Consider the following 14,178-nt stretch of genomic DNA (forward strand, 5'->3'; position numbering starts at 1 on the left):
CTTTCATCACTAAAACAAAGTTACAATAGATAATTGTGATCAAAAGTCACTTCTACTATATAGTTCCCCATATTTCGATACACCTGTTCTTGTAAACGAATCCTCAATTCTTGATCCGTTGCCTTAAAATGATTAGGAACAACTAAATCAAATAGAATACGTAATTGCCCTCCATGATCTATCAAACGAATATCATGCCCTTTTAATTCGCTATTGATCCCTTTAATGATCTTTTTCAACTCTTGATGAATGAATTGTTGTCTTTGATCATGTAAGTTTACTGGATCGATATGGCAAACAAGCTCTACGCCTAACTGTTCTTTAAAATTTTTTTCGATCTTGTCGATTGTTTCATGAGCTTTTGTTAAATCCCAGCGGTCATCAATTTCGATATGTACTGAAGCAAACATTTTATTCGGTCCATATTGATGAATCAGCAAATCGTGATAGCCTATGATTTCTGAAACAGATGACAAATATAATTTCATTTTATCAATTGCTACTTGATCAGGTCTTAATCCCATCAATTCATTCACAAACTCACGAATTAATTGAAGACCGCTAAAAATAATGTAACAAGCAATTACCAAGCCAACGATTCCATCAATTTTCAGCCCAGTAAGGCCTTCAATGGTAGCTGAAACTAAAACAGCAATTGTTGTAAATACATCATTTAAACTATCTTTAGCTGTCGCAATCAACGTATTAGAATCAATCTTCTTAGCTACTCGCTTATAGAAAATACTTTGCCAAACTTTGATCAAAATAGACAATAGCAACACGATCAAAATCATAGGTGTTACCTTGATGCTTTGTGGGTCTTTGATTCGTTCAATAGAGGTCATAAAAAACTGAAAACCTACAAACGTGATTAATAATGACACTAGCATACCACTAATATATTCAAACCGTTCGTGACCATATGGATGTTCTTCATCCGCAGGTTTCCCAGAAATATAAAAACCAACTAGCGTTAAAACAGACGACACAGTATCCGATAAGTTGTTCATTGCGTCAGCCATAATCGACACACTACCGGAAATTAATCCAATCAATAATTTACTGACAAAAAGCAGCACGTTGGATAATAAGCCGATGATCCCGGCAAAAATTCCAAATGCTGTTCGAGTATCTGAACTTTTTTGTTGTCTCTTTTCAAAACGATCAATTAAAAATTTTATCATTCTAATCCCTACCTCGTTTTAGCATATCTTAGTACTATAAAATGATTTCAAACATTTGTATAGTCAAAAATAGCATTTATTAGTGACTTTTTATTGTTTAGAATATCCCAAGTTGATTAATTGGAGTTCTTTGTTTTTTTGTTAGGGACGCCTTGAAAAAAGCCTGCAAACCGACCAATACGAATCAATAGCAAAAGATTGAGCTATCCCTCATAGGAATAGCTCAATCTTTTGCTATTGATTCGTATTTATTTTTAATGGAAAATATGACTCTCATGAGAAACTTTCGCTAATTTTTTCGTTTTTTCTTCAATATAGGGATACAAAAGAACACCTAATACACAAAAAACGATAGCGATAGAACTCAAAATAATGATTGCTTTCCAAGCATTCGGCCAATAAATTCCTCCAGCAGACTCTCGCAATAAATTCACCGCATGAGTGAAGGGTAAAAACGGATTGATAAATTGGAAAAATTTACCCGAAACTTGGATTGGATAATTTCCTCCCCCACCTGAAATAGATAGAACTAAGATAATAATTGCAGCACCTTTTCCGACATTACCGAATAGTGCCACCAGTACATAAACCATCATCATAAAGGTAAAGGCAATCAACAAGGCAAATAAGACACTATAAACAGGTTGTCTCACATCTACGCCTAATAAGAAATAGTTTCCTAGCGTAACGATCAGCGCTTGTGCTACTCCCATCACTAAGAATGTCAACATTCTAGCAGAAAATTGTTCTCGTTTAGAATAGCTGCCACGCTCCTTTTCGTCTAAATAAAAGTCAGTCGTCGCTACACTTGAAAATAATACAGCACCCACCCATAAACACAATGCAGTATAAAATGCTGTACTTGCTGATCCGTTATTGGCGATTGGATAAATTTTATTTTCAGAGATTTCAACTGGTGTAGTAAAAAAGTCACTTTCAGCGTTAGCATCTAATTTAAGCAATTTTATCACTTGACCAAGGTCAACATTCTCTTCACCTTTTCTAATTGCTTTGGCAGCTTTGTGAAGGCCTGTCTTAATGTTTGGCCAATCGTTTTGAATTAAATTATCGGCTTTATCCAAAGCTGTCTCAAGATCAGGCATTTTTTCATTTACCGTTTTCAACGTACCTGTAATATCTTCTTTGATTGCTGGATAGTCGTTTTGAATGAACGAAGCAGCGAGATTTAGTTTTTCTTGTATTACTGGTAGTTCATTGTTATATAGGTCTGCTCCTTGGTTGATTCCATTTACAATTGCATTCATATGACTATTTAATAGGATATTGGCATCATGGATTTCTTGTTTGATGGCAGGTAATTCTGCTTGATATTTTTCTAAAATTCCAATTGCATTGGATACAGTTGCTTCTGTTGAACTTAATAATGCAGCAAAATCGATTTGTTTTGCTTGATTGAGCAATCCTTGAGCGGTACTGATTGTAGCAATTAACTTGGTTAAAATATCATTGACCATTATTGAAACTGCATCGACATCAATAGTTTCAGCAGTGTTTGCAATTTGATTTGCTGCTTCTCGAATCGCATTTAGATCATCATCAGTAATCGCATTTACGTCTAGATTATCAATGGTTGTTTTTAAGTTAACAATCATATTATTTACTGTAGATAATTTATCAATCGTGTCATTTAATTTTTTAATTGTTTCCTGCGAAGCTTGATTTCCAGCGGCTTCCCGAATCTGAGTGAGCGTTTCAATCAATTGTTGGACGACTATTTGTTGACGCCCTAAACTATCCGATAATTGTTGTTTTAGTTGTTCTCGTTCAGCTAGCGGCAAACGATTATCTTGTAATTGTTCCATAACAGATGCAACACTCGAGCTAATTGTTGAAATAGATTGTAAGGTTACTTTCATACTACTAGTAATACCTGGCAACGCTTCTTGCAATTTTGCAGCACCTTCTGATGTTGTAATCGCTAGACTGTCTGCTTGATCACCTAGTTTTTGAATCTCTGGCAACGCCGTCTGAACGCCTTTAATAATCTGTAAACCTTGCTTAGCTTCGTCAATTCCTTCCGTCATTGTTTGTTCAACAGAAGTAAAATCTTCATCGATCATCGCTAATTGTTTACCAGCATTTTGAATTTCGGGAATTTTTTCCTGCAATGTTAAAATAACTTTTCCTTGTTCTTTGATTGTTGGCATTTTATCATTTAAATCGACCAGTTTTGCACCTAATGCATCGACTTCAGGTAGGTAGTCAACAAATTCATTGGCTTTAGATAATTTGGTTTTTAGTTCTGGCATTTTATCATGCAGTGCTATAACTTTTTGCGTATATTGATCAATTTGATCGATATTTTCATCCGTTGAAAGAATCATGTTCTTTACTTTTGTAATGCTCACTAAATTTGAATCTAAATTATAGCCAATATCGTTAAATACCCCAACCAAGGTGTTGCTGGCTGTTTTGGTAAATTGATCTGTAATCTGAGCTTGTAAAGAAGAAGCCCCTTTATCTGCGATTTTTGGTGCAATCGCATTGATTTTTTCATTGATTGAATATTCTATTTTAGGCTTCGTAATTTCTCCTGTCGTAAAACTCAATAAGTCTTTAGAAAAATCTTTGGGTAAATAGATACCGGCATAATATTTACCAGACTTTACGCCTTTATCCAGTTCTTTTTTTGAATCAACAAATGTCCAACCCAATTGTTTGTTTTCATGAAGATTTTTTAAGACCTCATCACCAATGTTGACTTTTTCATCTTTAAACGTCACTGTTTTGTCATCACTGTATACAGCAATCGGTAATTCTCCCGTATTCGCATAAGGATCCCACAAAGCTTTGATATTGAACCACGCATAAAGTGATGGAATAATCATCAGTGCAATAATCAAAAATGTTGCAATCGGATTTTTAAAAATGCGTTGCCAATCTAGTTTAAATAACTTCAATGTATTTTTTATATGTTTCATCCTATTCACCCATTCTTTTTAATGACTGATTTACTTTAGCATAATTTTTTTATCAATAACAAATGAAAAATCCCTTTTTTGTCCATTTCTACGACAGGTTTCTTGAACTGTCGTAGAGATTTTTTTATGTATCTATTTATATCATTCAATTAACTGATTTTTCCTCTGTTTTATTTCTTCAATTGCGCTTTCAGACACCTAAAAAAAACAAACTCATCCGAATGAATCAGCTTGTCTTTTTTACTTATAATTTTGTTGAAAACTCTGATACTACTTTTTTTACTTCATTTACTGAATCAGGATCTAAATAAGAAAGTGCTCTAGGGACCACACTCATAAGATACATCTTATCAAGTTTATCTGTTGCCCTTCTTTCCATCAATTCTGCTAGTAAATGTTTCATGTCTTCTTGATGATCTACTTTTGTTCGCTCTATTATGAATTCATAAAATTTCTTCTCGTCTGCTTTCATTAGTTATGCCTCCTAGAATTTTATTCTATTATAAGCTTAAATAACAATAAGTAGAAGTGATCTGCTTTCGTTTTAAAAAATTGAAGTGTGTAAGAAAGCTTTATATTCTTTGACTGAACTCATTATACAGTTGATGAAGGCCGTCTCATCTAATAATTTAGCTACGTATCCTCATTAAGTTGAAAATAATATTATTTCCTTTACTACTTTCAGCTTTCAATGTACTTAAAACACCTGATTCTTCCTTCCAGCAAAGTCTCATCTATGTGATTAAGACCCAAATTCTAACATCACTTTTTTTCAGTGAAATAACCTCGTCTGTTTTTTTGAAATTATTCACTCGTTTGGTCATTTCTGTTGGACTTAATTTTAACACATTTAAACTATATTTTTTGATTCACTTTCTTACTCTCTGTCACCTCTTTCTATTTTTCACTCCACAAAAATATGCTTACATTGTTATGTGATAAGATTTGAAAAATAGAAAAAAACAGCTCACGTTAAATGAACTGTTTTAATCAAAGTAAAACGAATAAATCCTCATTTATTCTCTCTTACTTTACAAAAATAAATCATTGTATTGTCTTCACGCACTCTAAACTTTATACTTTTCAATCAAAAGTTCATAGGCTGTTCTACTAATGATTCCCATCGGTTGATTGATTCCTGGGTTAAAGTAAAAATCCATCGTAACTAACTCTTCCAGCGTTAATTCTTTATTGATTGCCAATGATAACGTATCGATCGATTGAGTAATGTCTTTTTCAGACATCAATTGACCACCAATTAATTTGTGCGATCCTTTTTCAAAGACCATTTTTATATGTACGTCTTCCTGTAATTCAAGATAAGGAAATTGACATGGTAATGTTAAAAAAATACTTTCCACTTCAAGCCCTTCAAATTTAGCTTCTACTTCTGTTAAACCTGTACTTGCAACATAACAGTCAAATATTTTAGTGGCTGTTGTTTTTTGTGTCTCATTATATTTCATTGAGTGCCCCATTGCATTCATAGCTGCAACGGTTGCACTTCGGACGACATTATTCACTAGTGGAATGAATGATTTGCGATAATTATTACGGACAGGATAAGAAATAACATCGCCTAAAGCAAAAATATTTGGATCGCTTGTCTGCATGTGTTCATTAACACGAACTGTTCCATTTGTATTTAAATCTAGAAAGTCCTTCACTAATGTAGTATCAGGACGAGCGTTAACTGCCACAATCACGTAATCATTTTTGATTTCTTCATTCGTTGTTTTGGTGACAAACATCTCTTCTTCTATACTCGAAAACCCAATGACACTTTCATTTAGATGAAGTTTAACTCCGGAATCCCTAATTTTTTGTTCAATTAGCGAAGATAGTTCCTTGCCTATATATCGAAAGAGAACTGAGTCGGCACTTTCAATCAAATGGATTTCTTTTCCTTGTCCTTTCAAAGCATCACACAATTCTACACCAATGTAACCACCACCGATAATCGAAATAGATTTTGCTTTTTCTAATTTTTCCAAAACCTCGACAGAGCTTGGATAATTTTTAAAAACAGTTACCTTGTCTTTACTTGGTAGTGTTAGATTTGTAGAAAACTGATTTGAACCTGTTGCGAGGATTAATTTTTCATAGCTAACTTCGTGTGTTTCTTTATAGGCATCCTGATAAATAATCGTTTTTTTATTTTGATGGATCTTAATAACTGTTGCATTGAGCGAAAAAGATATGCCTTTTTTGTCTAATTCTTCTTTAGTAAGATACCTCACTTGATCCAAGTCATCAACCAATTGATTCATTTTCAAAACGATTCCACTTGAAACAAAACTTACCTCACTTCTTTTTTCAAGTAGAATAACCTCTGTTTGAGGATCTAATTTTTTTAAAGTTAATGCAGCATGAAGCCCACCGTGTGAAGCTCCGATAATTACTACTTTCAATAAGGTTCTTCTCCCTTCAATATGAATAAACCATCACTGTGATAATATAAATGTACAACAAAGATAATATTACACTCTATTGTAGATAATTCCAATATTTTTAATAATAATAAATGGCTACTTTCTTTTTATAAGTTGCGTATTGCCATTTTCTTATGAATCAAGTATGCTTAAAGTGAGGTGTCTATTATGCTAAAACGTGATTTTTTAGAAAAGCCCTTCGATTATATGAATGATATATTATTATTTTTATACAACAATCAAGGCAAGGCGACAAAAAACCAGCTAGTCAATGAATTTCAAATTAGCTTACCAACATTAAATGAATATCTATCTTTCCTACAAAGTTTTCTTGAAGAGAATCAAGTAAGCAAGCAAGTAGAAATAACATTAAAAGGCGAAAGTATCTCTTTGAAAAAACAACCAACATTTCCATTGAAGAAAGTAGTTGTACTTTTTCTAGAAAAATCAATCAAATTCCAAATGGTCAATCAGTTGTTCGATAAAGGTGAAGTGACCTGCGATTATTTTCAATTAAATTACGCAATCAGCTCTGCAACGTATTATCGTAAAATTTCTGAGCTGAATGATCTTTTAAAGGAGTTTCGGCTTCAAATCAAACGCGGAAAATTAGTCGGTGAAGAAAAACAAGTTCGCTATTTTTTCTTTAGTTTCTTCTGGTTTCTTTTTGAAGATAAAACAAATTTGGAAAAAGAAACCACTAATCAATATCTTGGTTTTGTGGATATTTTAAGAGAAGCTCTTAATCTAGCATTTGATCCTACCGAGGTACTTCAAATCAAATTATGGATGAAAATATCCTTTAGACGACTGACGACTGAATACAATCCAGTCATTAGTCCAAACTATGATTATCCCGATCGTCCATTATTTGAAGAAATTAACTTATCCTTACATACATATATGAAAAAAATCGACCGTCCATATACTATCTATGAAGCATACATGTTTTATGACTTTTTTTGTTCTATGCATAATTTTTCGCCCAATTCTTCTTTTGCTTTTCGATTGGCAGAAAAACAACGTAGGGAAAGTTCTTATTTAAACTATATGAACAAAGTGATCTTGAAATACCTAAAACAACAAGGTTATTTATCAAGCTATGCTTCATCTGCCAGACTACTGTATATTGAAAATCTATTGTTCCAACTTCATTCACAACTTTATTATTTTGACGGTTTTATTTTGCCTTTTGATAGTTGGACGATAAAGTCTATCGTCAATGCTCACCGTCATCCATTTTCTGGTAATGAAGTTTTTGAATTGATGGATATCGCGACTAAAAAATTTGATCAAGATGGTGAAAAAGGAAGCTATAAAAATAAATTTACTGAAATTCACTATACGATCATACTGAATCATATTGCTGAATTAAATGAAGAAAAAATTGCTATTGGTGTCTATCATTCATTAAATCCTTTTATCGGCGAATTGGTTATCCAGCATCTAACAAATATTTTAGGTCACAAATACCCAATCAAAGCAGAAGCTTTTAAGGAAGATAGTCATTACGATATCTTACTTTCCAATATTTATAGTGATACAATATCAGAAAAACAAGAACTTATCTATATTTTTTCTGATATTGGTAATCGTTATGATATGACTGATATTGAAGAACTAATTGTCCAGTTGATTGATACAAAATAGAGTAGTATTTGTTTTATCTATTCATTAATTGAAATTATAACAGAGGATATCTACTTGATGTTCTCTGTTTTCTTTGTATCTATTAAATTTCATGAGAATAACCAGAGATTTAGCATCTATTTTACGTCTCCACATTTGATAAACGTTGTAAATACGCATGCTTTACGTGTTAAATACAGTAATCGTTTAGGTTCGGGGCCCAGACTAAAAACAAGTGTGAAACAAAAGTAAAAATCATTTTTGTTTCACACCCTACATACAACTAAATGCAAAATCAGAAGTAATCCTTCCGTAAATTGCTATGAAATACAGCAAGGAACTAATTAATATTACTCAGTTAGCTACTCGGTGTTCAGAGTTAAAGTCTTCTATAATAGCCTTGTTTTTAGGCAGTTGTTAAATTTCACATCGTTTATTTGAATGTGACGTGAATAAAACGTCAAAAAGCTTCTCTCAATCACTTTTTTATTTTATCCATCCAATATTATTAAACGGCGCAAATCTAAAGGAAACTACGCCTTCGATAGCCTGACCATCTACTAATCCAAAACTTCTACTATCACTAGAATTATTCCGATTATCCCCTAATACAAAGTAATGTCCTTTAGGAATTTTCTTCAATTGTGACATTTGATCCAAACTATCTTCTGTCAGATTTACTTTGATTGTCCCATCTGGCAGCTCATTCGCAGCAGATAATTCTGAGGCTTTTGGTAATGATTCCGCCTGATGATTGATAAACAAGTCATTCCCTTCCGTCCAAATTAAATCTCCCGGCATACCTATGACTCGTTTCACATACTGAAACTCACTTTTTACAGGCGGCTTGAATGTGATGATCTCGTATCTTTTTGGTTCTTTCGTACGACGAACAACGACCCGATCTCTATTCAATAAGGTTGGTTTCATTGAATCCCCATCAACCATATGAGGAGAAGTATTTAAGATAAAGAAAAATATAAAGAGTGCAAATATCGCAACTGGCACCATAAATTTTATGATTTCTACGATATTTTCTTTTCTTTTTTTCTTTTTTCTTTTTTCAAATTCTTCTTTTGTTAACTTTTTCTTTTTTCTTTTTTTATTAATTGGTTCAGAGGTTTTGATCAGTTCGTCTCTCGGTCTTGATTTCCTCCTAGGTTCTTCTCTTGTTAATTCCCGTTGCTCTCTAGATTGAGACCCTTTCTTCTTAGCTCCAGATTGGGAACGTTTTTTATTCTTAGATTTTCTATTAAATTTTTTATTAAATTTTCTTTTTAATTGTCGTTTTAGTCGTTTAAAACGTTTTTTTAGTTCATCCATAGTACACCTCAATTATGCCAATTAATACTCTTAATTAAGAATAACAGACTGCTATGTATTTTTCCATATAAAACCCCAGCAAAGACTAATTCTCTTCTAAAAAAAAAGTGAGTGAGGCAAAACTCTAAACGTTTTGCTCCACTCATCAAAATTTTACTATTGTTCAAATACCAATTCCTGTCCTTCAACAATGACACTACTACTAAGCTGATTTTTATTCATTAATGTTTGAATTGATAGGCCTGAATCTTGAGCAATTTCCCATAAAGTCTGACCTTCTTTTACAACATAAACTTCTTTAGGTATTTCTTTTTCTTTATTTTCAGCGATGGTATTTTCAGTTGTTGTTTCCTTCTTTGGCTCTTCTTGTGTGGCGGAAGGTTTTGGCATAGGTGGCGTGATTGCTGCTCCGTCCTCAGCTGTTACTGGTTCAGATGCCACTCCTCCACCTGCTGCTGCTCCTAAAACCAATGAACTAGACATAAAGTAAGTAGCAGTACTAAACAATATTGCAGAAAAAACCAACAGGATAGAAATTTTTTTATTGATATGTTTTTTCATATTGTTCTTCCCTTCATTCTTTTTGTGGCCACTTAGTTTCCAGATTTATCTAAACGTGATAATTTGCTTAAACGTTCTTCTAATTCACGATAAATCGTCATTATTTCATTTTTAGATTCTTCTACTTCATTAGAAATATTTTTCGCACGGTTTCCAATATTTAGCATTTCAAGTTCAGCTGAGTTAATCATGTGTTTCGCTTCAACTTGCGCTTCACTAATGATACGATTTGCTTCTTTCTTAGCCGAAACCATTACTTCACCGATCTCTTGTTGTGATTTTAAGGCTTCTTCTTGCAATGATTGATTTTTCAACAATAAATCATTAATTTGTTGTTTCGCTTGCAATAGTTCAGCTAATTGATTTCCTTTAGCTTCACCTGTTGCAGATATGTTGCGCATCGATTCAAGTTCAGCATTTACGTTTTCTAGCTCTTCTTCTTTTTCTTTATAGCTGCTTCTTAAGCCTGCTAATTCAGATTCAAACACATTTTTTTGAATAGAATATTTATCATTCAAGCCTTGGATGCGACCAAGAGTTGTTTCTAATTCACTTTTTTCTTTTATAACTGATTCTAATTCTTTTTTCAATTCATCAACGCGACTATTATCAACAGAAACTTCACTATTTGTTAACAAAGTAATTTCTTTGTCTTTTAATTCTTGGTTTTCTTGTTGTAAACGGTGCATTTGTTCTTGAAGATCAGCAAGTTTTTGTGTAAGATCTTGATTTTCTTTATCAGTAGTTTGAAGTTTTTCATTCAATGATTCTAATTCCATCTTCACCGTCTCCAATGCTTCTTGTTTTTCTCCAATTGTTCCTAAGTCAGCTAAATCAGCTTGCAGTTGTTGTATTTCTTTTTCTTTTTCAAGAATTTGTGTTTCCAACGCTTTATCTTTTTCAACAATTGCTGCTTCCAAGTAAGCAATTTGTTCTTGTCCACTAATATTTTCTTTTTTCAATGTTTCGATTTGTGCTTTTAAACGAGTAATCTCTTCTGTCGAGTCAGCAGCTTCGTTCGCATCTTCCAGTTCAAAGATCTCTGTTTCTTTTTGGTTAAGCTGTGTCGCTAATTCGTCGTTTTTCTCTTTTAATAATTCAAGTTCTTCTTGGTTACTCTCAACTTTGATTGCTAATTGTTTATTTTGTTGAGATAAACGGAAATTTTCTTCTTTATTTTGTTCAAATTCTGATTCTTGCATTCTGTATTCTTCGATCAATTCTCTCAGACGAGTAATTTCTTGTTCTTGTTCAGCCATTAAACCGCGACTTTTTGCTGTTACTGCAGTTGATGGTTGTTCATTGTCCGAATTGAAATCTACATCTTGTGTTAGTTCTTCTTCTGAAACCTCGTTAATTTTCTTAATTAACCGTCTCTTTGCCATGTGTTTTGCACCTCATCTTTTATTTCTCTACTCTTATTTTCCTAATACCACTTTTGCTAAGTTACTATCTTTCGATTCTCTTGTATAAACGATCGATTGCTTAGACAACTTATTCGTTTTATCTCGATATGTAAAGTCAAAATCAATCATCTTGATTTCTTTTACTGGCTGTAACTCTTTAATAAATGTTTCAATATTTTTTTCTGCTGTTTGGAAATCGCTAAATGTCAAAGCTGTTGGGAAAACTGATACTGTCAATGTTTCCGTTTTTTGACTGATTAAAATTGCTACATTTGCTTCTCCAAAAAAAGGTTGCCAGTCTCTTAGGAGTTGAAGTTCATAATTGTCTAATGCTTGAGCATCTCGACTTTCTACAATTTTCTTCCAAGGGAACTCAGTTAGTTTTAAAGAATTTTCCTTATAACTCTCAATTCCAGCACCAGAAGCTCCTCCTCTGGTATCCCTAATTTCTTCTATCTTCAATTCTAAATCTTTATTATCTTTTCTTAAAGTATTTTGATTATACAGTATCCCAAAAAATATTAGGCAAAAAATAATTGCTGCAATCATTAAAAATAATAATGATCGATTATTTTCTTGATACTTATAAAAATTGATCTTGCGTTTCATTTTAGGACTATCAGAATCTAAGCTCTCCAGTTGGAACCGAACATACAACTGATAACTGAAAAAAAGAAACAGTATTACCACTAATACAAACATGAAAATCGTCATCAAATTTAAACTCCCTTACCCCTTAATAAAAAAACACTAACTATATCTTTTTCTTAGAAAGTTATCCACTTTCCACCCAATTATACATATTTTATTGTAACATTACGCACCGTTATTGCCAACTTTTTTTTATAAATACAGGTAAAAGTCAATAAAAACAAGGAGTCTACTTACTAAGTTTAGTATTTATTTATTATTTAAAATGGAGAAAATCGTGATTAAGCAACTGATTCTCTGTTTTTTTTTCTAATATCAGCATGTTTATTATTAATAACTAACTAATAATAAATAACATTGTATAAGTAAAAGACGATGACATACTATTTAAAATTATGCTGTCTAAAACAACTATCCTCGCAATGAAATGAGCAGGATATGTCTTATGTTCTACATTTAAAGTTCCCGATACTTTTAACGATATGTACCAAGATTTTCTTCCTCTAGCTCTGCTTCTGAAATTCCAACACTAACTCCCAAAGCACGGTCAACAGAGTCCATTATTTCTATACCCAAATGACAAACTTTTTCTTTTAATCGTATTTTATCGATCGTACGGATCTGTTCCAGTAAAATAACCGAATCGCGCTCAATTCCAGTTTCTTCGGAATTAATTCCAATATGCGTTGGTAATTTCGGCTTAGCCATCTTCGCTGTGATTGCAGCGACAATAATCGTTGGACTAAAATGATTGCCTAAATTATTTTGTATGACTAGTACTGGACGTACGCCCCCTTGTTCTGATCCTACAACAGGGGATAAATCTGCAAAATATATGTCACCCCTTTTGACCATTTGAAACCTCCTATTCTATTTATACTCCCTTGGCATACGTTCAGAAAACGTACATGCTACTTCATAATGGATCGTTTCAAGTTTATCTGCGACCATCTGCATTGTGATAGTTTGTCCATGATCGTGTCCAATCAATGTAACTTTTGTCCCCACTGGCATTTGTTTGGGTAGGCGAATCATACATTGATCCATACAAATTCTTCCAACAATTTCACACTGCTCACCATTAACTAACACTGAAAAACCCTGTAAATGGCGTAACCATCCATCAGCATAACCGATTGGTACGGTACCAATCCATTCTTTTTCAGTTGTAGTATAGGTATTCCCATACCCAATTCCTTCTCCAGCTGAAAGTTTTTTGACTTGGATCAATTTTGACACTAAGCTAAGCGCAGGCTTCAGTGGGTAGGTCTCTGATAATGCACGCCCAGATGGATTCAAGCCATACATAGCTATCCCAAAACGAATCATATTTCCCACATTATCAGGATGCCAAAGCGCTGTCGCACTATTACTTACGTGAACATATTTCGGCAATTCAAAAAGCGCTGACAAAACAGCCTTAAAACGATATGCTTGTTTTTCAAAATAGCTTGTGTCTTTTTCATCTGCTGTAGAAAAATGCGTGAATAGACCTTCCCAAATAAGGGTCTTTGTTGATTGTATTAATTCAACTGTTTGTTTTACGGCTTCTGGCGTAGTAAATCCAATACGCCCCATACCTGTATCGACTTTTATATGTATTTTCAATGGTGTTTGTGTTTCTATAAGGTTCAATTGTTCAATCGCTTGCTCCAACCATTCTTGAGTTGCCACTGTGACAGATAAATCGTATTTCAGCAACAAGTCTATGTAAGAAACATCTACGACACTTAAAATCAGTATCGGCTCTGTAAACCCTGCTTCACGTAGTTCTATAGCTTCATCTAAGATTGCTACACAAAATCCAGTAGCACCTCCCTCAATAGCCGCTTGAGCTGTTTGAACAGCTCCATGGCCATATCCATTTGCTTTGACTACCGCAAATAATTCTGTGCCCTGGGGCATTCGTTTTACTTCATTGTCAATATTTTCCTTAATTGCTTGTGTATCGATCACTAACTTTGTGGGTCGATGCCATCCTACAGCCATATATGTCCTTCTTTCTTTTACGGTCGAAACAATATCTGATCCAAATTTTTTGCTACAACCT

Annotated in this window: 11 protein-coding genes; 1 reads left to right on the top strand and 10 read right to left on the bottom strand. The window is 33.3% G+C overall.

The features are described 5' to 3' along the window. Positions 1-20 precede the first annotated feature (20 nt). The 4 genes from AC4BBR_RS14010 to AC4BBR_RS14025 form a co-directional block, all read right to left on the bottom strand. Positions 21-1,184: a cation diffusion facilitator family transporter gene (locus AC4BBR_RS14010; RefSeq protein ID WP_490460115.1), complete on the bottom strand. Its 1,164-nt coding sequence runs from the start codon at positions 1,182-1,184 to the stop codon at positions 21-23. A gap of 254 nt (positions 1,185-1,438) precedes the next feature. Beyond that, entirely contained in the window at positions 1,439-4,126 is a 2,688-nt protein-coding gene (locus AC4BBR_RS14015; RefSeq protein ID WP_490460116.1) for a YhgE/Pip domain-containing protein, read from the bottom strand. Positions 4,127-4,370: 244 nt separating this feature from the next. Then, the gene (locus AC4BBR_RS14020; RefSeq protein WP_490460117.1) at positions 4,371-4,598 is read right to left on the bottom strand and encodes a hypothetical protein; all 228 of its coding nucleotides are present in this window, start codon (positions 4,596-4,598) and stop codon (positions 4,371-4,373) included. 595 nt (positions 4,599-5,193) lie between these two features. After that, on the bottom strand, positions 5,194-6,537 hold the full coding sequence (locus tag AC4BBR_RS14025; RefSeq protein WP_490460118.1) for an FAD-dependent oxidoreductase: 1,344 nt from the start codon (positions 6,535-6,537) through the stop codon (positions 5,194-5,196). Between the two features lie 189 nt (positions 6,538-6,726). Here AC4BBR_RS14025 and AC4BBR_RS14030 point away from each other — a divergent pair, with 189 nt between their 5' ends. Next, entirely contained in the window at positions 6,727-8,208 is a 1,482-nt protein-coding gene (locus AC4BBR_RS14030; protein ID WP_490460119.1) for an AcpB/EbpR/MafR family transcriptional regulator, read from the top strand. 465 nt (positions 8,209-8,673) lie between these two features. Here AC4BBR_RS14030 and lepB read toward each other — a convergent pair whose 3' ends face one another. The 6 genes from lepB to alr all read right to left on the bottom strand — a co-directional run bounded on the left by lepB (position 8,674) and on the right by alr (position 14,117). After that, complete coding sequence (gene lepB, locus AC4BBR_RS14035) at positions 8,674-9,510, bottom strand: signal peptidase I (RefSeq protein WP_490460120.1); 837 nt, start codon at positions 9,508-9,510, stop codon at positions 8,674-8,676. Positions 9,511-9,666: 156 nt separating this feature from the next. Further along, the gene (locus AC4BBR_RS14040; protein WP_490460121.1) at positions 9,667-10,071 is read right to left on the bottom strand and encodes a LysM peptidoglycan-binding domain-containing protein; all 405 of its coding nucleotides are present in this window, start codon (positions 10,069-10,071) and stop codon (positions 9,667-9,669) included. A gap of 32 nt (positions 10,072-10,103) precedes the next feature. Further along, on the bottom strand, positions 10,104-11,456 hold the full coding sequence (locus AC4BBR_RS14045; protein ID WP_490460122.1) for a hypothetical protein: 1,353 nt from the start codon (positions 11,454-11,456) through the stop codon (positions 10,104-10,106). A gap of 33 nt (positions 11,457-11,489) precedes the next feature. Continuing rightward, positions 11,490-12,191, bottom strand: coding sequence for a hypothetical protein (locus tag AC4BBR_RS14050; RefSeq protein ID WP_490460123.1), 702 nt, complete (start codon positions 12,189-12,191; stop codon positions 11,490-11,492). A gap of 411 nt (positions 12,192-12,602) precedes the next feature. After that, complete coding sequence (locus tag AC4BBR_RS14055; protein ID WP_490460124.1) at positions 12,603-12,983, bottom strand: type II toxin-antitoxin system PemK/MazF family toxin; 381 nt, start codon at positions 12,981-12,983, stop codon at positions 12,603-12,605. A gap of 15 nt (positions 12,984-12,998) precedes the next feature. Continuing rightward, positions 12,999-14,117: an alanine racemase gene (alr, locus tag AC4BBR_RS14060; RefSeq protein WP_490460125.1), complete on the bottom strand. Its 1,119-nt coding sequence runs from the start codon at positions 14,115-14,117 to the stop codon at positions 12,999-13,001. Positions 14,118-14,178 lie beyond the last annotated feature (61 nt).

It is taken from the genome of Enterococcus sp. AMC1251 (genome assembly GCF_058216535.1).